Annotated in this window: 25 protein-coding genes and 1 rRNA gene; 14 read left to right on the plus strand and 12 right to left on the minus strand. The window is 50.6% G+C overall.

The window, feature by feature from the left end:
* The first annotated feature begins 9 nt into the window (after positions 1 to 9).
* From fliI to fliR, 10 genes are all read left to right on the plus strand, one after another.
* The gene (fliI, locus tag HUO07_RS10095; protein ID WP_217908852.1) at positions 10 to 1,416 is read left to right on the plus strand and encodes a flagellar protein export ATPase FliI; all 1,407 of its coding nucleotides are present in this window, start codon (positions 10 to 12) and stop codon (positions 1,414 to 1,416) included.
* A complete protein-coding gene (fliJ, locus tag HUO07_RS10100; protein ID WP_176303452.1) occupies positions 1,413 to 1,865 on the plus strand; it encodes a flagellar export protein FliJ in 453 nt (150 codons plus the stop codon). The genes fliI and fliJ overlap by 4 nt, the downstream gene beginning before the upstream one ends.
* A gap of 19 nt (positions 1,866 to 1,884) precedes the next feature.
* Positions 1,885 to 3,354 (plus strand): flagellar hook-length control protein FliK, encoded by a 1,470-nt coding sequence (locus HUO07_RS10105; RefSeq protein WP_176303453.1) that lies wholly within the window; start codon positions 1,885 to 1,887, stop codon positions 3,352 to 3,354.
* Between the two features lie 175 nt (positions 3,355 to 3,529).
* A complete protein-coding gene (fliL, locus tag HUO07_RS10110) occupies positions 3,530 to 4,006 on the plus strand; it encodes a flagellar basal body-associated protein FliL (protein ID WP_101145840.1) in 477 nt (158 codons plus the stop codon).
* Between the two features lie 21 nt (positions 4,007 to 4,027).
* A complete protein-coding gene (fliM, locus tag HUO07_RS10115) occupies positions 4,028 to 5,083 on the plus strand; it encodes a flagellar motor switch protein FliM (protein ID WP_101145841.1) in 1,056 nt (351 codons plus the stop codon).
* Complete coding sequence (gene fliN / locus HUO07_RS10120; protein ID WP_176303454.1) at positions 5,080 to 5,604, plus strand: flagellar motor switch protein FliN; 525 nt, start codon at positions 5,080 to 5,082, stop codon at positions 5,602 to 5,604. Before fliM ends, fliN begins: the two co-directional genes overlap by 4 nt.
* Positions 5,601 to 6,044: a flagellar biosynthetic protein FliO gene (fliO, locus tag HUO07_RS10125; protein WP_176303455.1), complete on the plus strand. Its 444-nt coding sequence runs from the start codon at positions 5,601 to 5,603 to the stop codon at positions 6,042 to 6,044. The genes fliN and fliO overlap by 4 nt, the downstream gene beginning before the upstream one ends.
* Before the next feature lie 104 nt (positions 6,045 to 6,148).
* Entirely contained in the window at positions 6,149 to 6,865 is a 717-nt protein-coding gene (gene fliP / locus HUO07_RS10130) for a flagellar type III secretion system pore protein FliP (RefSeq protein ID WP_176303474.1), read from the plus strand.
* A 69-nt stretch (positions 6,866 to 6,934) separates the two neighbouring features.
* Entirely contained in the window at positions 6,935 to 7,204 is a 270-nt protein-coding gene (gene fliQ, locus HUO07_RS10135) for a flagellar biosynthesis protein FliQ (RefSeq protein WP_101145845.1), read from the plus strand.
* 4 nt (positions 7,205 to 7,208) lie between these two features.
* On the plus strand, positions 7,209 to 8,000 hold the full coding sequence (gene fliR, locus HUO07_RS10140) for a flagellar biosynthetic protein FliR (RefSeq protein WP_176303456.1): 792 nt from the start codon (positions 7,209 to 7,211) through the stop codon (positions 7,998 to 8,000).
* A gap of 63 nt (positions 8,001 to 8,063) precedes the next feature.
* On the opposite strand, the gene flgL is transcribed toward fliR, so the two are convergent.
* From flgL to flgB, 11 genes are all read right to left on the minus strand, one after another.
* Positions 8,064 to 9,356, minus strand: a complete 1,293-nt coding sequence (flgL, locus tag HUO07_RS10145; RefSeq protein WP_176303457.1) for a flagellar hook-associated protein FlgL — start codon at positions 9,354 to 9,356, stop codon at positions 8,064 to 8,066.
* An 18-nt stretch (positions 9,357 to 9,374) separates the two neighbouring features.
* A complete protein-coding gene (gene flgK / locus HUO07_RS10150; RefSeq protein WP_176303458.1) occupies positions 9,375 to 11,294 on the minus strand; it encodes a flagellar hook-associated protein FlgK in 1,920 nt (639 codons plus the stop codon).
* 73 nt (positions 11,295 to 11,367) lie between these two features.
* Positions 11,368 to 12,402 carry a flagellar assembly peptidoglycan hydrolase FlgJ gene (gene flgJ / locus HUO07_RS10155; RefSeq protein ID WP_176303459.1) on the minus strand — a complete coding sequence of 345 codons (1,035 nt, stop codon included), beginning with the start codon at positions 12,400 to 12,402 and terminating at the stop codon, positions 11,368 to 11,370.
* On the minus strand, positions 12,402 to 13,469 hold the full coding sequence (locus HUO07_RS10160; RefSeq protein ID WP_281362647.1) for a flagellar basal body P-ring protein FlgI: 1,068 nt from the start codon (positions 13,467 to 13,469) through the stop codon (positions 12,402 to 12,404). Before HUO07_RS10160 ends, flgJ begins: the two co-directional genes overlap by 1 nt.
* Positions 13,470 to 13,593: 124 nt before the next feature.
* The gene (locus HUO07_RS10165) at positions 13,594 to 14,283 is read right to left on the minus strand and encodes a flagellar basal body L-ring protein FlgH (RefSeq protein ID WP_176303460.1); all 690 of its coding nucleotides are present in this window, start codon (positions 14,281 to 14,283) and stop codon (positions 13,594 to 13,596) included.
* Positions 14,284 to 14,319: 36 nt separating this feature from the next.
* The gene (gene flgG / locus HUO07_RS10170) at positions 14,320 to 15,102 is read right to left on the minus strand and encodes a flagellar basal-body rod protein FlgG (RefSeq protein ID WP_176303461.1); all 783 of its coding nucleotides are present in this window, start codon (positions 15,100 to 15,102) and stop codon (positions 14,320 to 14,322) included.
* Between the two features lie 50 nt (positions 15,103 to 15,152).
* The gene (locus HUO07_RS10175; RefSeq protein ID WP_176303462.1) at positions 15,153 to 15,911 is read right to left on the minus strand and encodes a flagellar basal body rod protein FlgF; all 759 of its coding nucleotides are present in this window, start codon (positions 15,909 to 15,911) and stop codon (positions 15,153 to 15,155) included.
* Positions 15,912 to 15,942: 31 nt separating this feature from the next.
* Positions 15,943 to 17,445, minus strand: coding sequence for a flagellar hook protein FlgE (gene flgE, locus HUO07_RS10180; RefSeq protein WP_176303463.1), 1,503 nt, complete (start codon positions 17,443 to 17,445; stop codon positions 15,943 to 15,945).
* Positions 17,446 to 17,479: 34 nt separating this feature from the next.
* On the minus strand, positions 17,480 to 18,169 hold the full coding sequence (locus tag HUO07_RS10185) for a flagellar hook assembly protein FlgD (protein WP_101145855.1): 690 nt from the start codon (positions 18,167 to 18,169) through the stop codon (positions 17,480 to 17,482).
* A gap of 2 nt (positions 18,170 to 18,171) precedes the next feature.
* Entirely contained in the window at positions 18,172 to 18,582 is a 411-nt protein-coding gene (flgC, locus tag HUO07_RS10190) for a flagellar basal body rod protein FlgC (protein WP_101145856.1), read from the minus strand.
* 31 nt (positions 18,583 to 18,613) lie between these two features.
* A complete protein-coding gene (gene flgB / locus HUO07_RS10195; protein WP_176303464.1) occupies positions 18,614 to 19,048 on the minus strand; it encodes a flagellar basal body rod protein FlgB in 435 nt (144 codons plus the stop codon).
* Positions 19,049 to 19,250: 202 nt separating this feature from the next.
* Between flgB and flgA the strand changes: the two genes are divergently transcribed.
* The 4 genes from flgA to HUO07_RS10215 all read left to right on the plus strand — a co-directional run bounded on the left by flgA (position 19,251) and on the right by HUO07_RS10215 (position 21,609).
* Positions 19,251 to 19,967 carry a flagellar basal body P-ring formation chaperone FlgA gene (gene flgA, locus HUO07_RS10200; RefSeq protein WP_176303465.1) on the plus strand — a complete coding sequence of 239 codons (717 nt, stop codon included), beginning with the start codon at positions 19,251 to 19,253 and terminating at the stop codon, positions 19,965 to 19,967.
* A 36-nt stretch (positions 19,968 to 20,003) separates the two neighbouring features.
* Positions 20,004 to 20,330, plus strand: coding sequence for a flagellar biosynthesis anti-sigma factor FlgM (gene flgM / locus HUO07_RS10205; RefSeq protein ID WP_217908853.1), 327 nt, complete (start codon positions 20,004 to 20,006; stop codon positions 20,328 to 20,330).
* 12 nt (positions 20,331 to 20,342) lie between these two features.
* Positions 20,343 to 20,792 carry a flagella synthesis protein FlgN gene (locus HUO07_RS10210; protein ID WP_176303466.1) on the plus strand — a complete coding sequence of 150 codons (450 nt, stop codon included), beginning with the start codon at positions 20,343 to 20,345 and terminating at the stop codon, positions 20,790 to 20,792.
* Positions 20,793 to 20,868: 76 nt separating this feature from the next.
* Positions 20,869 to 21,609, plus strand: coding sequence for an SDR family NAD(P)-dependent oxidoreductase (locus HUO07_RS10215; protein ID WP_176303467.1), 741 nt, complete (start codon positions 20,869 to 20,871; stop codon positions 21,607 to 21,609).
* Between the two features lie 68 nt (positions 21,610 to 21,677).
* Here HUO07_RS10215 and rrf read toward each other — a convergent pair.
* Positions 21,678 to 21,749: ribosomal RNA gene (rrf, locus tag HUO07_RS22190) — 5S ribosomal RNA — on the minus strand; the annotation flags it as partial.

Raw genomic sequence — 21,749 nt, forward strand, 5'->3', positions numbered from 1 at the left:
CCATACGCTATGGCAGATACCACCTGTCCCCATCAACATCGCTGGAATAAGGCAGTGCGACGCACGCAGCAGCGCGTCAGCCATTTGCCGCGCTACCGAAACAGCGGTCGCGTCATTCGCGCGACAGGGATGGTGATCGAGGTAGTCGGGTTACGGGTGGCCGTCGGTAGCGCATGCCGAATTGAACTACCTGGTAGTGATGGTCGGCTAGCCGACAGTGACAAGCACGCTGAAGCCGAGGTGGTTGGTTTTTCTGGTGACAAACTATTTTTAATGCCGCTAGAAGAGGTTTCTGGGTTGATGCCTGGCGCACGCGTTTCCCCTTTGGATGAAGGCGGCAGCAATAGCGCACGGCGATTCCCAATAGGCGAAGATTTGCTAGGCCGCGTGCTTGATGGCAACGGCAACCCGCTTGATGATCGCGAAAGCATACTCAACAACATAGAAGAAACGCCTCGTGCCACCCTCAGCACGCCTTCTCTTAATCCCCTTTCACGCGCCCCTATTGAAGAACAGATTGATGTCGGCATCCGCGCAATTAATGCGCTGCTAAGCGTAGGGCGAGGGCAACGGATGGGGCTTTTTGCAGGTTCTGGGGTGGGTAAATCGGTGCTGCTGGGAATGATGGCGCGCTACACCAAGGCCGATGTGATTGTTGTTGGCTTGATTGGTGAACGGGGCCGTGAAGTACAGGACTTTATCGATAATATCTTGGGTCCAGAGGGGCGGCGGCGTGCCGTGGTGGTAGCGGCTCCCGCTGATACCTCGCCACTGCAACGCTTACAAGGTGCCGCGTATGCTACGCGCCTGGCTGAAGGATTTCGCGATGAGGGCCGTGATGTCCTGTTGATTATGGATTCACTGACTCGCTATGCCATGGCCCAGCGGGAAATTGCCCTGGCTATCGGTGAGCCACCCGCCACCAAAGGCTATCCGCCGTCAGTGTTTGCCAAATTACCTAGTTTAGTAGAGCGCGCAGGCAACGCTGAGCGCGGCGGCGGTTCGATAACAGCGTTTTATACAGTTCTTACGGAAGGCGACGATCAGCAGGACCCGATTGCCGATGCTGCTCGCGCCATCTTAGACGGGCACATTGTGTTATCAAGAACGTTAGCAGAAGCAGGACATTATCCTGCCATTGATATAGAAGCGTCCATCAGCCGGGCGATGACCTCGATCACCGCTCCTGAGCAACTCCAGGAAGCGCGTGTTTTCAAGCAGTTGTTTTCGCGCTACCAGCGTAACCGGGACCTTATTAGTGTCGGTGCCTACAGCCCTGGTCACGACCCACAGCTCGACGAGGCGGTGAAACGGTTCCCTTCATTAGAGAACTTCCTTCAACAAAATATTAATGAGAGCGCAACGCTTGCCGATTCTCGTCAAGCGTTGCGCTCACTGGTGGGAGGGCGTACATGAGTACATCGCAACTCGAAATGCTAACCGACTTAGCCAGAGACTCTCGCGATCACGCGGGCAAAGTACTAGCGCAAGAGAGACAAACAGAGCAGCAAACGACCGCTCAACTACAGTCGCTGCTGAGTTACCGAGCCGAGTATGCTGAGCGATTGCAGAAAGCGATGCGCGATGGCATTGACCCTGCCACCATGTACAACTATCAACAATTTCTAGCCTCGCTGGATACAGCCCTAAGCCGTGCCCGGCAAGCGTTAGCGGCACAGCAGGCAAGCGTTCAGCAGAGTCAAAAGAACTGGCAACAAGAGCAGCGCAAGCTCTCTTCCTACGATACACTGGCGTCGCGTCGACTGTTAGAAGAGCACCGCCGCAGCGAGCGTCATGAACAAAAAACTAACGATGATCTGGTGACTAGCCGTTTGGCTCGTCAGCATAACGACACTCCGCATTAGCGGTGCCAGGGAACTGACCATGACTATTCACCAGTTGCTTTCAGCCAGCCAAAGCTCGCCTCAGACGCAGTCTCATGGCACTTTCAGCCGGCAAGATTCTCCCAACGGTTTTTTCCAGCAGGCGTTTTCACAAGCTTCTGCCGCGCAACGCTTGTCGGCACCTACGCTTAGTGAGAATGGCTCGTTACAGACAGCTTCACACCAAGCACAGCTCAATACACTCGGTAGCCTCTTATCTGACGCGCTAGAAATGGATAGCGAGGATTTGAACGCCGTCCTTGAAGCACTCGGGCTTGATCTCAGTGAAAGCGACTTATCTGATCTACTGGCTCAGCTTGAACTGCCGAATTCAAAGATCAAAGTAGACACGCTGGAGCTTAAGGGTGCGGAATCTGCCACGCCCCTTGACGAGATTGCTGCTCGTCTCGCCCTAATGGCTTCATTTTCTGAAAGTAGCCCTCAAGCACAGCCTGAATCACCAATGACTCCGGCTGCCTTCGAGATCATTACAGAACAGTTAAATATTAATCAGGATCAAGTCAACGAGCTTGCAGCAGCATTGAATTCCCTGATGAACCAAGCTCAAAGCGCCCAGCCTTTAGCTACTGCTTCTACACAGGATGGCAGCCCCTCTCTAGCGCTAGAGACTGTCGCCGAGCAGCTTAATATTAGCCAAGTTGAAGCAGCACAGTTGGTCTCCGCGCTAAATGGCCTGATTGCCCAACGCCAGGGTGGTCAGAGCGATCAATCCTTGCCTGTTGATACAGCTCGCTTAACCAGCGCTCCTGCACCGGCTATGGACATTCAGGCTGCTCCACGAGCTCAACCTGATACTTTCTTTGCGCAAGTTAATACCAGCGCTGCCGCCACCTCACAGATCAGCAGCGAAGCCCTAATGGGGGCTCTAATGACGCTTGAGGGAGCACCAAAAGGAAGTCAATCCAGTGAGCACTTACCTACAGGCTTTTCGTTAGCCGCTGGCAGTGGTCCGTTAGCTTCAACACCTTCTGCACAAGGGTTTACTCCCACAGTCGCCCCGACACCCGCTGCCTTAACAACGCCCTTTACAAGCCCTGCCTGGCCACAACAGCTTGGCCAACAGTTGGTGCAGATTTCACAGCGTGGGGGCGAACAACACGTCCAAATGCAGTTGAATCCAGCAGAGCTAGGGCCGCTATCTATCTCTTTAAAATTTGGTGAACAAGGGGCGCAAGCACACTTTTTGTCCGCCCATGCTCAGGTGCGACAAGTACTTGAACAAGCGATTCCTCAATTAAGGGAAGCATTGGCTGAACAAGGTATTTCGCTAGGCGAGACATCGGTAGGAGAACAGCGAGACCCTAATGCACAGGGCTTTGCCCAATCAGGCGGTGGACGAGGCACAGGAATAGGCAGTGACAGTGGCGATGAAGGCGAGGGTGAGAAACTCTCGTTAAGTGCCGAAAGCAGCCCACTGATCATCGATGGACGAGTCGACCTTTACGCTTAGCCCTTTACGCTTAATAGGGGTCGCCTGACTCTGTATGATTATTCTGGTGCCGAGCACACGAGATAACTAAACCAAAAGATAGGCTTGCCAAACAAGCCTGTTCATTTCATCACCAGCATGCGCTTTAGGCATAATACTTTGCTAGTGATACGCATGGAGTTCACAGGAATCGCAAATGGCAGAAACAAGCGGCGGGTCAAAAAAACTGCTCTGGATAATGATTATCTTGGTGCTGCTGTCGTCGATAGGCGCAGCGGTCGCTATTTATATGGTAATCGACCAGCGTAAAGATGGTACAGAAACGGCAGAAGTGCAGCAGGCGATGGAGCGCGCGACGCCCATTTTTATGCGCATTGAACCCTTTACCGTCAACCTCGTCGATGACGGCTATGGCTCACGTTTACTCTATACAGGCGTGACCCTTCGCGTTGGGAACGAGGAAAGCAAAGTCATTCTTGAAGAACATATGCCCCAAGTGCGTAGCCGTTTATTAATGCTGCTTTCCGGCAAGCAGGCTGATGAACTTACCTCAACGGAAGGTAAACAGCAGCTTGCTCAGTCGATTGTTGACCGACTAAACGTCCCGTTAACGGAAAATCAGCCGCCGCTTGATTTGCGTGAAGTTTTATTCACTGAATTTATTGTGCAATAACCTCGGGAACTGGAGCCGTTCATGTCACAGGACGATCTACTGTCCCAGGAAGAAATTGATGCCCTGCTAAAGGGTGTTAGCGGAGACGATGAGTCATCGCCTTCCTCTTCCCAAACGCAAGATGAATCGCGTATTCGCGCTTACGATCCGGCGACTCAGCATCGCGTTATTCGTGAGCGCTTGCATGCGCTGGATTTCATCAATGAGCGTTTCGCTCGTTACTTTCGTAACGGGCTGTTTAATTTATTACGGCGTAGTGCAGATATCACAGTAGAGTCGGTACGCTATCAAAGCTTTAGCGAATTTTCTCGCAATGTTCCCGTACCCACGAACCTGAATATTGTGTCAATGAAGCCGCTGCGCGGCTCTGCGCTTGTGGTGTTCCCACCTAACCTCGTTTTTATGGTGGTTGACAACCTCTTCGGTGGTGATGGTCGTTTTGTCACTAAATCGGACGGCCGCGAATTTACCAACACTGAACAACGTATTATCCAGCGCCTGCTCAATCTGGCAATTGATGCTTATCAAGAAGCCTGGAAGGTCGTTTACCCACTTGATGTGAGTTTTTTGCGCTCAGAAGTACAGTCAAAATTTGCCAACATCACTAACTCACCTAACGAAATCGTGGTGAATACCAAGTTCAATATTGAAGTTGGCAATCTATCAAGCAATTTCCAGATATGCATGCCTTACGCCATGATCGAGCCGTTGCGGGATTTATTGGCCAACCCGATCAACGATAGTAACCACGACCAAGATGGCAGTTGGTCGCGCCGTATGGCGAGTGAGCTACGTCAATCAGAAGTAGAGTTGGTGGCAGAGTTTGCGCAGATACCCAGCCGTATCGCCCATGTAATGGGGCTAAAGAAGGGTGATGTCCTCCCACTAGAAATTCCAAGCTCAATTACAGCCAGTGTGGATGGTGTGCCTGTTATGCAGTGTGAGTACGGCAGCCAACGTCAACAGCATGCGCTGCGTGTCTTACATCTGATCGACCATGCCGCTATGAACAGCGCATCGTCCAAAGACTTTATTAAAGTGCCTACGCGACAGAAAGCCAAGGAATCCAAAGCATGACTGATCCCAATAAGCCTAATCAGAACGTCTCTGAAGACGATTGGGCGGATGCCATGTCCGAGCAAGAAGAGACGGCCTCCAGCGCCGACGCCGCCAGCGAAGAGGAAGATCCGTGGGCAGCTGCCATGGCAGAGCAAGAAGCCGCCGAAGAGAGCTCAGAAGAATCTGCTGCTGAGCCAGAGCCCAAGGCGCCCGCTGCAAAAGCCGCGAGTGATGACGTGTTCCGCCCGTTAAGCCCAGACAACGGTTCCTCACAGGCGCGTGAGCTTGAGATGATCATGGATATCCCGGTGAAACTCACCGTGGAGTTAGGCCGTACCAAGCTAACCATTAAGCAATTGCTGGAGTTAGCACAAGGCTCTGTTATTGAGCTTGAAGGGCTCGCTGGCGAGCCGATGGATATCTTGATTAATGGCTATTTAATCGCTCAAGGGGAAGTAGTGGTTATTGAGGATAAATACGGGATTCGTATCACTGAAATCGTCACACCTTCCGAACGAATTCACAAATTGAACCGATGAGTGTTACTACCACCTCGGCGCAGAATGGCTCGCTTGATGCACTAGGCAATGGGGGCGAGTCATTAGTGGGCATGGCTATGCTGGGTAAAACCGCCGCCGCTTTGGCCCTCGTTATTGCGATCATTTTAATTTGTACGGCGCTTTTAAAGCGCTGGAGCAACCACACCACACGTCATGGCGCTCACTTACGTGTCGTGGGCAGCACTGCGGTGGGCAATCGTGAACGTGTTGTTATCGTTGAAGTGGAAGATACGTGGCTGGTTATTGGCGTTGGCGGGGGACGTATTACTAAGTTACACGAACGCCCGGCTCCAGAAGAGCGCGCTCCCATCGCCGCATCTCCACCGTCTTCGCGCTTTGCGCGACGATTATCGAAAGCGCTAGCCGCTAGCCAGCGCAAAGGGTCAGCCGCTCCCTCCGATCCCCATAAGACGCCATGAGGCAATGGATGCACCTTTCTTGGCCCTGTTTTTTTAAGCCGTCTGTTTCAAAAACCTATATTTCTAACCGCGATGGTCAGCGCTGGCTATGGCTGATTAGTGCGATGGCTCTATGCTTTATCGCCGCACCAGTGCATGCTCAGCAAATACCCGGGATTATTTCGCAGCCATTAGAGGATGGCGGGCAGCAGTGGTCGCTTTCGCTGCAAACCCTGCTCTTTCTGAGCTCGCTAGCGTTTTTACCTTCAATGCTGCTGATGATGACCAGTTTTACACGCATCATCATTGTGCTTAGCCTATTGCGTACAGCGATGGGCACCCAGGCAACACCGCCCAATCAAGTGCTCTTGGGGATCGCACTGTTCTTAACTTTTTTTATTATGTCGCCGGTATTGGCACAGGTCTATGACAACGCCTGGGTGCCACTGACTAATGAAACAATAAATTTTGAAGAGTTTTTATTACTTGCCCAAGACCCCTTTCGTGAATTTATGCTTGCCCAAACCCGGGAGCCCGACTTGGCTTTATTCGTTCGCTTGGCGGATGTAGGCCCTATGCAAGGGCCAGAAGAGTTGCCTATGCGTGTTTTGTTGCCTGCCTTTGTTACCAGCGAACTGAAAACCGCTTTTCAAATTGGCTTTACTATATTTATTCCGTTCTTAATCATCGACCTAGTCGTCGCCAGCACGCTGATGGCACTGGGGATGATGATGGTACCGCCCATAACAATCTCGTTACCCTTTAAACTAATGCTGTTCATTTTAGTGGATGGTTGGCAGCTTATTATTGGCTCGATGGCTGAAAGCTTTTACATGATATAGCGTGTTAGTGAGATAGCTTTTTATATCAAATAGGCCGTGGCGTTTTATACGCCACAGAGGATTCCTACGATGACCCCTGAAATGGTGATGAGCATTGCGTATCAAGGCATGCGTGTAACGCTTCTCCTTGCTGGCCCCATGCTGCTGGCAGCGCTATTCACCGGCCTTATCATTAGTCTGTTTCAAGCCGCGACCCAGATAAATGAAATGACGCTGACGTTTATTCCTAAAATCCTGGCCGTGTTTGCGGTGCTGGTGTTTGCTGGCCCCTGGCTGATTGGCTTAATTACTGACTTCACCCATCGCCTGTTTACCAACATCCCTAATATGGTGATGTAAGCCGATGGTCGAAGTCACTTTCGCACAGCTACAAGGGTGGCTAGTGGCTTTTTTATGGCCGTTTGCGCGCATTACTGCCTTTATGGCTGCCTCCCCGCTTTGGGGGCACTCCAGTGTTCCCAATCAAGCCAAAGTCGGCCTTGCTGCCCTCATTGCCATTGTGATTGCGCCGATTCTACCGGCCATGCCGGCTATCGCCGTCATGTCCTGGGCAGGCATCGGCATTATGATCGAACAGATCCTGATCGGCTTGGCGATGGGTCTCGTCATGCATATCATTTTTGCGGTTGTTCAAGCAGCCGGGGACTTTATCGGCCTACAAATGGGCCTAGCATTTGCGAGCTTTTTTGATACATCGAGCGGCACCAACATTATGGTGCTATCGCGTATTCTCTATATGATCACACTGCTCATGTTTTTGGCGATGAATGGCCATTTAATGGTGCTTGAAACCCTGATTATGAGCTTCCAAACACTGCCCATTGGCATTGGGACGTTCAACCCAGATGCGTTTATCTTGCTAGCCCGCTACGCGGGGACGATTTTCGCGGCGGGTATGTTATTGGCACTGCCGCTAGTGGGCTCCCTGCTAACTATCAACTTGGCATTGGGCATACTGAACCGTTCCGCCCCTCAGCTCACCGTCTTCAATATCGGCTTCCCCACCTCGCTCATCGTGGGTCTGATATTGATGATGGTATTAATGACCGATATTAGCCGCTTTCTGCAGCGGTTATTTACTCAAGGATTAGATTTTCTTCAGAATTTAATCGAAACAATGGCACCCTTAACCTAAAAAACCCACGCTTTTTTGTAAAGCATGGGATTTTTAGTAAACCGTGTAAGAACGAGGCGCTCGTTACATATAGTTAAATAGCGATAAGCCTTTAATATCGACAAACGCTTTTTGCGCCGCCTGCATACCTACTTGGCGCAGGCTGTACTCAGAAATTGCTTCTGCGTAATCAAGATCTACCAAGTCGGATAGCGTTTGCTCGTAGTTCAACATCCGGTTACTACCAACGGCATCAACGACATCAAGCTCATTGAGCCGCGCCCCCGCAGACGCACGCACGGTTAAGACATTATCTAAGCTATTGTCCAGATCACGCATGGCAGTATTCAGCGTATTGCGCAGATCAGCTTTCTTGACGGGAGTGTCAGCAGGATTTTCTAGTACGCGAATAGCTTCTTCCATCGTGCGGAAAAGATCGGCATCACGAACATCTCCACCAGCTTTAGCGACGAGTATCTCGTCTCCGGCCGCAGGTTTCCCCTCAAGTTTAATTGAGACACCTGCAAATTGAATCTGCTGGCCTTCGCTGGAAGGGCTGTAAGTACCGCTAAGCACTGGAGTCGCCGCATCCCACTCCCCAACCACCTCATCGAATTTCTGAACGTCATAGGTAAAGCCAGCGTCTTCATCGCCGCCGAAAACCATTCGATAGTTTTCTCCATAACCCTCAGCATTTACATCCCTTACCTGCGGGCCAGTAAATGTTACGGTGCCATCATTACTAGCGTCTCCTCCAACGAGGCGCTCGCCCTGGTCATTAGTCTTGACAGATTCAGCTATATAGCCAGCACCGCTTGGAACGCTCTTGAAGATAGTCTCGCCATTATCGTTAACCGGCATCAGTCGCGAGGCGTCCACACGCTGTTCGCGTATATTACTGTCGCCCTGATACTCCACGCTGCCATCGGCTGACTTTACGAACGGCGGGGCATTATCTTTATAGCCACCAAACAGATACCGACCGTTACCATCCGTGGCATTGGCCTGGCCTAGCATCGTCTCGTAAACGCCTTTCAGCTCGCTGGCGATTGACTCACGATCCACATCACTCAACGTATCACTTGATGCCTGAATCAAAAGCGTTTTGGCACTAGTCACCGCATCGCTAACACTGTTTAGGATGCTTTCAGTCTGTGATAGCGAATTACGCGCCGATACTCGCGCATCGGCATACTGCTGTGTGACGGCTTTTGACTGGTCTACACCCACTGCCCGTGAGGCAGCTTGTGGATCATCAGAAGGATTCACCACGCGTCGGCCACTGGCAATCTGCTGGCTAACTTTCAAAAAATCGCTCTGTTGACGATTAATAGAAGCCGTACTTTGATCGTACATAGTTACGCTGCTAATGCGCATGAAATAGACTCCTATAAGTTAGCTTCGCAGACCTAAAATGGTGTCAAAAATATTGGAAGCCGTATCAATCACACGTGCATTCGCTTGATAATACTGCTGAAAGCGGATCAAATTAGCAGCTTCTTCATCTAAGCTAACGCCTGATTCAGACTGCTGTACTGCCTTTAATTGATCGGTTAAACCTTGGCGTGCATCTAAATTAACTTGAATAATATTAGTTCGATTACCTACATCACTGACAATAGATGCATAAGCACCGCTGACAGAAGCACTACCCCCCACTATCGATTCAGCCAGCATATTTTGCAGTGACAGAGCATTGCGATTATCGCCAGCACTGGCGTCACTTCGACTGATAGCAAGACTAGCTTCACCTGCTGTAGGAAGCGCATCCAGGGTGAAACTCAGTCCGTCAATACTGATAGTGTCGCCCACTGCCAAAAACTCAGTTGCTGGATCAAAGACAGTACCATTTTTGGTAATAGTTGCAGCTGTTGTTGCTGTAACTGTCAATTTACCAGTATCGTCAACACTTAGTTCATAACTCTCATTAGCGCTAAAAGCACCGCTTGCAGCAGTTAGTTGGCTAATTTCCAAATCGCCTTCGCGCTCAACCAAGCTCGCCGCAGCAATTTTATCTAGATCAGTAATATTGCTATCCATACCGCCTGCGGCGCGGCGAACGGGCTGTACTTCAAAACGATCTCCGTTTTGAGCCGTATTAAAATCAGTAAAGACGACATTGACACCGCCAAAGCTTAGCGTGTCTGAGGTATCCTCGAATTCAAAATCGACTAACGAACCATCATCTTTACGAGTAACTTCAAATGTTGGTGGTGTAGCTGCAGCGTCAGTCACTTTAATAGAGTAATCGGTCGCTTTTAATGCACTGACACCTTCCAAATCAAAGGTTGCTTCAACGCTAGCGCTGCCACCATTCTCAGCATTAAAGTAAGCATTTGGCTTACCTAAGCTGAAAAACGCTTCGCCTTGATCTCCTTGTAAATCTACCCCTTGCTGATGCTGCTCATTAAAAGATAATGCCAATGAGGTAGCTAGCTGGCCAATTTGATTCTGCGTTTTGTCTAGTGTTTCTGAGCGAAAACTCATCAAACCACCTAACGCGCCACCGCTAATCAATCCTTCGTCTAAAGCAACTACGTTTCCGTTTCCTTGGGATCCCTCTCGGTACCCCACGATCACTCTTTGCGGATCACTGGGTGACTCTATCGCTTCAAGTTTATAAGCGGTATCACCGGTAACGAGCGGCTGGCCATTAGGCAGCGTTAGGTTATAGGTTTTACCATCTTGGATATTAAGGCGAATATCCATCCTTTCGTTTAACTCGGAAATCATCTGATCACGCTGATTTAATAGGCTGTTCGGTGCTTCACCTAATTGCGCCCTTGCTAGAGAAATTTCACGGTTGATCGATGCGATTTGAGTCGTCGTATTATTAATTTGAGTGATTTCATCTTTTATTTGCCCATTAACACCTGACTGCAAATCTTGGAGATAACCATCAAACGAACGGAACTGGGCAGACAATGTATTAGCAGAGCCTAACACACCCTGGCGCGATGCAGGATCAGAAGGTGCGCTGGCCAAATCTTCAAGGGAGGAAAAAAAATCCTGCATCAATGGTGCCAAACCAGCTTCACGATCGGCAAGCAAGTTATCGATTTGCGTGACTTGCGTGCTATAAACATTTAGAGCACTAGACTGGGATTTGGCATTATTCAGCTGAGCAGCGACAAATGTGTTGTATTGTCGTTCAATATCCGCGACGCGCACGCCAGAGTTATTATTACTTTCGTTAAGAACCGTAATTTCCCGATTGTAGCCAGGCGTATAGACATTACTAATATTATTACTAACCGTATTCAGGGCATTCTGTGCCGCATTAAGGCCGCTTAACCCAATCGAAAACATGCTCATGGTTCAATTCCTTAGGCTGATACCTATACATGTTACAAGTATCGGCAGTGCGCAAAAAAACTTGAGGAAAGGGCTAGCGAGAATCTGCCAGGAAATCGTCACCCGCGTTAAGCGGCCCCATCGACTTCATTACTGCCACTAGTTTATCGGCATAACGCGGGTCAGTGGCATAACCACCACGCTGTAACTCTTGCGCTGCCTGCTCGGCACTCGGTGCCTGGACAACACCGGCATAGCGCGGGTTATTACTGATCAGGCTGGCATAGTCGGTAAAAGCGTGCTCAAACGACTCGTAAACGCGGAATGTGTCGACTACCGGAGTACGTCGCCCATTGATATATTCATGCGTCACAATGTCAGTTGTTTCGCCCTGCCAATGGCTACCTGCTTTGATACCAAACAAGTTATGGCTGTTATTTCCATTGCGAGTGGCAATTTCGTGCCGGCCCCAGCCAGTTTCTAGCGCCGCCTGGGCCAAAATTAATTCAGCAGGAACGCCAGTGTTGGCACTAGCCGCCTGGGCTGGAGCAGCTAACGTTTGCATAAATTGGTCGATGTGACCCGAGGCCGTTCGTTCTCGCTGATTTAACACGGGTTCATCAACTGTATTACTCTTCTCCGCCCCTTGGCGAATGGCCTCAAGCTCAGCCAGGAATTGCCCGCTGCCCTGTGAGCTTGTTGTGCCGGTAGCACCCGGATCTGCCGAGAAAGAACCATCAAGTATTCGGGGCGTGCCACGGGGAATACCGGCGATTAGGGCTTGCAGTTCTTGATCTGCATTGGCTGCTGGCTCTGCTTTTGAAATAGCACCTTGGCGCTCTAACTGCTCAACGAGAACATCCGCAAGGCCCATGCCACGCGAAGACATTACTTGGGACCACTGTTGATCCAGCATCGATTGATAGGTATCCGTCGCGCTGCTATTCATCAGCCCTGAACTGGGTGTCGCTTCGCGCATACTCTTCATCATCATTTGAATAAACAGCGCTTCAAATTGCTGGGCGGCGCCATCTACGCCAGCTTCAGGGTCGACTCGGGCGGTGTGTTGAAGCCGTTGAAAGCCGCTCACATCCAGGGCGAACTGACTGCTCATATCGTTCGCGCTCATTAAATGACCTCCAGCTCAGCGCGTAGCGAACCCGATGCTTTTAACGCTTCTAGAATCGACATTAAATCCTGCGGTGTGGCGCCTAACGCATTCAATGCATTGACCACTTCGTTGAGCTGTGCGCCTTCTACGATTTGCAGATAAGCCTCTTGCTGATCAATTTCAATATCCGCATCAGGTACGACGACCGTCTCTCCCTCGCCAAACGGGTTAGGCTGGCTAACGCCAAACTGGGTATCAATCATGATCGACAGGCTGCCGTGGGCTACCGCCGCTTCTCGCAATGTGACGGCACTGTTCATCACGACCGAGCCGGTACGTGAATTCAATACAACAAGCGCTGGTGCCTCAGTCGGTGTCACCTGAACGTTTTCGACACGGGCCATAAAGTTGACCCTTGCATTGTCATCGGTAGGGCCATCAAGGGCGATGACGCGACCATTCCGTGCGTAGGCAACCGACTGGCCAAACTCGTTATTAATCGCCGTCACCATGCGCTGAACGGTGCCAAAATCGGAATCGTTAAGCTGTAATTCAAGCATCCCACCGTTACTGCCCAGGTTAAGCGGCACTTCCCTTTCTACCAGGGCACCATTGGGGATACGGCCTGAGGCCTGCTGGTTAATTTGAACGCTACTGCCACCCGCCTGGGCACCCGCTCCACCTACGAGCATATTGCCTTGGGCAATCGCATAAGTATCCCCGTCGGCACCTTTTAAAGGCGTCATTAATAACGTACCTCCGCGCAAACTGCGCGCATTGGCAATCGACGAAACGACTATATCCAACCGCTGGCCCGGCCTTGAAAACGGTGGGAGATCAGCCGTCACCATCACTGCAGCGACGTTGCGCAATTGTAAGTTCGTGCCTGCAGGTACCGTCACCCCAAGCTGGGAAAGCATGTTGGTCAGGCTTTGGCTGGTGAAAGGCGCCTGGGTTGTTTGGTCACCGGTGCTATCAAGGCCCACGACTAACCCATAGCCCACCAGCTGGTTATCGCGGACACCGGCAAAGCTCGAAAGCTCGCGAACACTCTCCGCTTGGGCAGGTAATGCCAATAAACACATCAGCACTAAGACACCCAGCTGAACAAACCAGGTATTGCTTGTCTGATAACCACTTAATCGCATCGCTATTGCCCGTCGTAACAGTGTTATTGGTCGCTTTAACATTGATAGCTCCAAATAGGGGCTAGAATGGCGAGACGTTTAAGAAGAAACGTTGTAGCCAACCCATGTGCTGCGCTTCATTGATATAACCGTCGCCCACATATTCAATCCGTGCATCCGCCACCTGGGTGGAAGGTACGGTATTTTGTGCGGTAATCGTGCGCGGGTTAACCACGCCTGAAAACCGGATAAACTCCGTTCCCTGATTAATGGCAATTTGCTTCTCGCCCCGTACACGTAAATTGCCGTTATTCATGACTTCTAACACCGATACGGTAATCGTACCGGTAAAGGAGTTATTCGCCTGCGACCCACCACTGCCGGTAAAATCGTTCTCACCGGAAATATCGTAGCCGTACTCGGCAAGCGTATCGAGAATATCAGGAAGCTCTGCCAATTCCAGGCTAGCACTGCCACTACGACCTGCGTTGGATTGCGAATTCTTGCTCGCACTGACTTCTTCATCCAACACAATGGTCAAAATATCGCCAATCGAGCGCGGCCGGCGATCTTCAAAAAGCGGTTGATACCCTTGCCTTGCCTGGTAAATAGAGCCATTGGGGATGGGTGGTGGACGATCAACAATACTGATCTGTTCCTGCTCTCCCACCACTGAGGCTCTTGGAATTTGAGCACACCCGGCAACCACCAGTATTAAGAGCGCCAAGCCAGCTAGTGCGATACGACGTAACATTGGGTGCAACTCCAGCATGACGCATGCCTGTTAGTAAACTTTATTGACAAACCGTTACAGCTGACTCAAGCGAGCCAACATTTCATCGCTGGTAGAGACCGCTTTGCTATTAATTTCATAGGCGCGCTGGGTCTGAATCATATTGACCATCTCTTCAACCACATTAACGTTGGACGTTTCTACATAGCCTTGGAACAGTCGCCCAGCGCCGTTCATTCCGGGCATATTTTCGTTAGGTGCGCCTGAGGCCCCTGTTTCAAGATAGAGGTTGCCCCCAGCACTTTCTAAACCTGCCGGGTTAATAAAGGTACTGACGGTTATTTGCCCAACTTCATTATCAATAGCCACGCCTGGCTGGCGGACGCTGACCGTACCGTCTTCACCTACATTCACTGACAGTGCGTTGGGAGGTAAGAAAATAGCAGGCTCTACGGGATAGCCATTCGCCGTCACCATCTGGCCATTCTGGTTTAGCTGAAAACTGCCGTCACGCGTGTAGGCAGTCGTGCCATCTGGCATCAGTACCTGAAAAAAGCCTTCGCCATCGATAGCTAGATCACGCGAGTTTTCTGTTTGCTCTAAACCACCTTGGGTATGCAAACGCTCAGTGGCCACCGCGCGAACACCGGTACCAATTTGCATGCCTGAGGGCAGGCGATCCTGAATATTGTTCTGAGCCCCTGGCTGACGCATATTTTGGTATAACAAGTCTTCAAATACGGGACGTGAGCGTTTGAAACCATTGGTGCTGACGTTGGCCAGGTTATTTGAAATGACATCTAGCTTGGTTTGTTGCGACTCTAGACCGGTTTTAGCGGTCCACAACGACTTAATCATAATTATGCTCCCTTGGCCGACTGACTCACATCAGCATTGAATGGCCAACATCAACCTTGAATAGATAGAATGCCGTTGGCACGCTGGGCGTTTTCGTCAGCGGTACTGAGCACTTTCATCTGCATATCGTAACGGCGTGCCACATCGATCATTGAAACCATGGCATCGACGGGACTAACGTTACTGCCTTCAAGCGCACCGCTCACTAGCTTGGCATTCTCGTCGGCGGGCAAGGCGCCCGGTACACCTTCCTCATTCGGTGGTGCACGAAACAGGCCGTCCTCACCACGGGTTAGCGCTCCCTCTTCGGGCGTCACTAACTTAATCCGCCCTACTTCGACGAGCGCTTCTGGCCCTACGCCTTCGGGGATGGCGCTAATCGTTCCGTCAGCACCAATGGAGACCTGCGCGCCCTGCGGAATGGCAATAGGACCACCTTCACCCATTACCGGACGGCCGACGCTTAGCAAAACACCATCAGCATCAATCTGCAGGTCGCCACGCCGTGTGTACGTTTCAGTACCGTCGTCCGCCTGCACTGCCATCCATGCATCGTCCTGCATCGCCACATCAAGTGTGCGGCCCGTAAACTCTACGGGCCCCTGTGAAAAGTCACTGCCGGGCGTGGTGGTCACCGCTGACGTCCGCGTTGCCAGCAACGCCTCACCCTGCACGGGCACAGAACGAGCAGCCTGTAGCTGGGCACGAAAACCAGTAGTACTCACATTCGATAGGTTATTACTCACTATCGACTGTTGATCCATACTGTTTTTGGCGCCACTCATGGCGGTATAGAGCATTCGATCCACGGTACTTACTCCTTACAAGACTGACCTACTATTAAAGATTAATAATGGTCTGCAGGAGCTCGTCCTGGGTACTAATCGACGTCGAGTTCGCTTGGTAAGCACGCTGGGCAACGATGGTATCCACCAGCTGTTTTGCTAGGTCAACGTTGGAGTTTTCCAACACGCCAGACTCAATGGTGCCGAATACGCCGGTACCACCAGTACCAATAATGCCAATACCCGACGCATTGGTTTCACGCCATGCATTGTCACCTATAGACTGGAGGCCTTCTTCGTTGGCAAAGTTAGCTAATACAATTTGTCCTGCGTCACGACGTTCTTCATTCGTATAAATACGAATAACACGTCCATCGCGGGTAATTTCCAAGCCTGACAAGCTGCCAGATGTATAGCCATTTTGGGTCAGCGTGTTCTGCACCGAGTTATTGTTGAATTGCGTCGTTCCCGTCAGCGTTAGGTTATAACTCAGTTGCTCAGCACCATCACCGACAATAAAGTCTAGGCCTGCAGAAGCTTTGGTAAGGGCTGCATCTTCAATACGCGTCGCATCGAATGCTTCAGTTGCATCCAAACCATTAGCTGATGCACTGTCCATATCAAGAGAAGTTGCCGCACCAAGGTTGAGTTGATAACCAGCGTCAGCGATACCCACTATCGCGTCTTCGTCTCGAGTAGTAGTTCCAGCAGCGGCAAGATCACTATATCTAGCAAGCTGCCCGTTGCCGTTAAATTTCAAAAAGAAGGCGTTATCTAGGTCTGTTGCACCGGCACCTGTGCCACTGAATGAGAGCTTGCCATCGACGGCTTGAAATGCCTTCCAGGTATTATCACTTATCTTTTCATAGTACATGGTAACATTGCGTTCATTACCCAGGGAATCGAAGGTCGTGAAACTATTGGAGTAGTGGTACGAAACTTCGAGTTCTAGTGGATCACCATTAGCATCATAGTTACCCGCGCCATTAACCGTAATCAGTTCACCAGCCGCATCCTGGGCGCGAACTGTTGATGTCTGCGTACCCTGACCCGGCACTGTGCTGGCATCCAGGTTGTAGGTGGCTGTTGCCTGTGCAGTCGCCTTGGCGGGAATGTCGGCAGCCGGAATATTCAGAGCTTCAGGCGCACCGCCTGGCACGACAGCAGAAAACGGGTCATTCGCATCAGAAAGACCGTAACCAGTTAAACGTTGTCCAGCGGCATTGACCAGGAAGCCTTGATTATCCTGGCTAAATTGACCGTTGCGTGTATACGCTGCCTCCCCACTGGATTGTTCAACGCGATAAAAGCCCTCACCCGCCACCGCCAGATCCAAGGTCCGTCCGCTGGTCTCTAAGTCACCGGCGGTAAAATCTTGGCGAACATCCGAAATTTTTACCCCCAGACCTACTTGGCTATTGGCGCCGGCAAATACGTCAGCAAATATTGCACCTGAGCTTTTGAAGCCCACCGTTTGCGAGTTAGCAATATTATTACCTAAAATCTTTAGGTTTTCTGACTGTGCATTTAGACCGCTTAGTGCTTGAGAAAAACTCATTTCATTCTCCTAGAAGACAATTTATGTTACTAAATCAAAGAATTTGTTTAACATCATTCAGGCTGATTTGACCATAAATCGCCCCTAGGTCCAGCCGAACACCGCCGTTAACATCGTTAGGTGTCACGCTATTGACGATCGCATAGTTAAGCGCGGTTGATTCAATGGCTTCGCCTTCAGCGTCCGTCGCCTCTAACTGAACGGCATAGCGATTACTGGCAACCACTTCGCCTTGGTCATTCTCCCCATCCCACTTGAAAGACTGCACACCCGCATCAACCGCCCCTAAATCATAACGACGAATAACCTGTCCGCCTTGGCCAACAATAGTCGCCTGAACATTGGCTGCGGGCTGGTCTAATTCAATCCCAAAAGGTGTTGAGTAAGGTTGACCTTCGCTATCTTGCTCGAGCATGATTTGTCGTCCAGGCACCATGACGCCCTGGCCAATCAAGCCGCTCGCCTGCAATGCCTGATTGGCATCCATTTGGCTGGTGATGCTCTGTAACGTGCTATTCAGCTGCTCAATACCGCTTACCGTGTTGATCTGTGCGATTTGAGACGTCATCTCCGCGTTTTCCATAGGTTTAAGCGGGTCTTGATTTTGCAATTGCGTAATCAATAGCGTCATAAAGCTATTACGCAGCTCGTCTGATTGACTCTGCTTTAGCTGAATACCACCACCATTGATATTCGACAACGTGGTTGGATCAATAGTACTCATTGTTAGCCCTCTCCCAGCGACAGCGTCTGCATCAGCATTTGCTTACTGGTATTAAACACTTCAACGTTGGCTTGATAGGAGCGCGAAGCAGAAATCATATTGACCATTTCATGCACAGGCTCAACATTGGGTTTTGCGACATAGCCCTCTTCATCCGCTGCCGGGTGGTTGGGCATATACTCCATGCGTAGCGGTGAATCGTCTTCTACCACTTCGGTCACTCGCACACCGCCAACGCCATAGCGGTTGCCTTGTGCCTGAGTCTCAAACATGACCTGTTTTGCTCGGTAGGTTTCACCATCAGGCCCGGCCACGCTATCGGCATTAGCCATGTTGCTAGCGGTAACGTTCATTCGCTGGGACTGGGCACTCATTGCCGAACCGGCAATATCAAACGTAGAGAACATCGACATCGTTGCTTAACTCCTCACTAATTTGGCCTGGTTATTCGGGCTGCATGGCATTTTTCAGCCCTTGAATACGGCTGTTGAGCATCGTAAGACCCACTTGATAACGAACAGCGTTATCAGCAAACTGCGTGCGCTCACGATCCATATCAACCGTATTGCCATCCAAACTAGGCTGGTCGGGAATGCGGTAAAGTAAATCGGCGTTGCCCGCTCCGCGCCATGCGGGGCCTTCTCCAGCAATATGGCTACCCGCGGTACGCGCCAACGTCAGGCCGCCACCGCTATTACTAGATGCATTCTGAGTACCGTCTACTGCTTTTTTCAGCTCACTAGCAAAATCGATATCACGCGCTTTATAGTTAGGCGTATCGGCATTGGCGATATTAGCCGCTAACACCTCGTGACGCGCTTGGCGTAACCCTACTGCTTGCTGATGAAAATTAAAGGCAGATTCCAGTTGATCAATCATGCCGACCCTCGCGTTGAGGCAAAAAATAAAATGGATTTTGTTGATGATGAAGAATACGTCTGGAACTGTCAGCCTAAAGCATGGAACAGCTGGCGTTTCTACCAGCATTTCGCGTGATACGGCTGCTACCTTTTCGCTACACTGACTGACCGGTAGCCTCATCACCCTACTTCCCCAAGCTCTTCAGCAAGTGGCCTCTTCCATGCTACGAAAGCGCGTTACTCAGCCAGGCATGCTTTGCTACTGGCAAGTGATTTTTTTATTGGCAATGCTAGCCGTTACAGCTTTGACTAAGGTTCAGGCTGACGACGATGCTCTGCTCCAGCAAGTACACCAATTTTTGTATCAGGAAACTCAGGCATTAGGCGAGGAAGTGGTGATTGATCTACGGCCACCGTCTCCGCATTTGCCGAAATGTATTCAACCAGAGCCATTTTTACCCAACGCAAATCAAGCCCCGTTGGGCCGCGTTTCCGTTGGGGTACGTTGCGGTGAAAACGGCCGACAAGTGCGTTACTTACAGGCTCAGATTGATGTCATTGGTAGTTATGTGGTGGCAGCGAGAGATATTGAGCGAGGCACGTTGATTACTTCGAATATGCTCAGCGAACGTGGTGGTAATTTAGGCGATCTTTCGGCGCAAGCTTTGACGGCTGAAGAAGACATCGTAGGTAAAATCACCCAGCGCCCCATTCGCTCTGGCAGCGCTTTTTTGGCTCATTACTTACAAGCTCCTGACTTAGTTGAACGTGGGCAGCGCGTTACTGTCGTAGCTCAAGGTTCAGCTTTTCGCGTTTCACGCGAAGGGGAGGCGCTAGAAAATGGCGCTCTTGGTGAACAAGTAAGGGTGCGTTTTGGATCACGCGAAATCATGACTGCCCGCGTCACTGATCGAGGTGTTTTGGTGGTGGATTTTTAACGCATCGCCTAAAGTTATACCCTGCGCTGCCGATATATGGCTATACAAGCTACGCTAGGCGCCAAGCGCATCGACGTTGACGATGAGGCAGACAACGTGAAAATTGATAACATTAACTCGCTATTACGCTCGAATCCTACTCAGCAGCGGGATGAAACGCAAAAAGCGGAGAGCGTATCGCCAGCCACACCGGGCGGCATGACTCGTGAGTCGACCCAACTGAGTCAATCGAGTATTGATGAGTCTCAGGATATCGATACCGCCAAAGTTGAAGAGATTCGAGACGCTATTCGTGAAGGGCGCCTGGAAATGCGCGCAGACCGAATTGCTGACGGTCTAATCGCCAATCTTAAAGATTTATAGGGGACGCTTTAAATGAGCCTTGCATCTTTGCTTACCGACCAACGGCAGCGCCTTGATGCGTTAATTTCGTTGTTGTCCAACGAGCAAAACCTTTTGACGCAAGGTGACATTGACGGCGATGCGTTAGCTCAAGTCGCACACGAAAAGCAGTCATTATTAGCCGAGCTAGAGCGGATTGAAACTGTGCGCCGCAATGTACAGAAACGCCTCGGTTATGATGAAGGTGCTATTGGCGCTAGATCAGCAGCTGTTGATGCTGGCTGTCAAACAGCATGGGAAAGCCTGCTTGAAAAAAGTGAGCGCGCCTCACGCATGAACGAGCTGACGGGACAAATGCTGTCAGTACGAATGAAGCATAACCAGGCAATGCTGGATTACATCCGCCAAATTGCAGAAAAAACGCTGTATAAGCCGGATGGTCGTAATAGCGCTCAACCTGGCAGAATCAACGCTTCCGCCTGATATATTCCCTCGACAAGTTCCCTGCATAACGTTTCAATGAAAGCCCTCCTCACTAGTAGGATTCCAAAGGCTTTCCATGTTTTATTTGCTGCCTCATCATTATACAGCGCTGGTTGTTGGCGCATCGGGAGGAATAGGCGCTGCCATCATTAAGCAGCTACTCTCTTCCTCCCAGCTCGGCCACATTATTACGGTAAGCCGTAAACCATCACAAATTGACCATCCACGCCTTACTCACCTGATGCTTGATGTTTCTCAAGAACAGGATAGGCAGGCACTTCAAAATGCATTGGCTGCCCGGCCTGTTCACTTCTTCTTTAATGCCATCGGCATCCTGCATGATGAAGCTAAACAACTGGTTCCTGAAAAGCGACTTAATCAGCTGAGTGTTGAAAACCTAACGCAGACAATGAATATCAACGCCTTTACGCCTATCTTGCTGCTGGCGTCACTAAAAGACTCTTTCAAAGGGACACACCCTACAGTGATCGCCAGTCTTTCCGCGCGAGTTGGTTCCATTGAGGATAATCAGCTAGGCGGCTGGTACAGCTATCGTGCCAGCAAAGCAGCCCATAACATGCTGCTTAAGACGGCATCAATAGAGCTCAAGCGGCTTAACAAACAATGCACCGTGTTATGCCTGCATCCAGGCACTACCGATACGGCACTCTCTAAACCTTTTCAAGCAAGGGTGCCTAACGAGAAGCTCTTCACGCCTGCATTTGTAGCAGAGCAGTTGCTAGAAGTTATCACTCAGCGCACACCCGATGATAACGGTACTTTTTGGGCTTGGGATGGCCAACCTATTGAATGGTAAGAATGAATTTTTTTCTTCCACGCACACAAAAAACCCAGCCGGGTGGCTGGGTTCTTCGTGGTATAGGTGCCTGACGATGACCTACTCTCGCATGGGGAGACCCCACACTACCATCGGCGCTAAGCGGTTTCACTGCTGAG

It is taken from the genome of Vreelandella maris (assembly GCF_013371085.1).
Lineage (GTDB): Bacteria > Pseudomonadota > Gammaproteobacteria > Pseudomonadales > Halomonadaceae > Vreelandella > Vreelandella maris.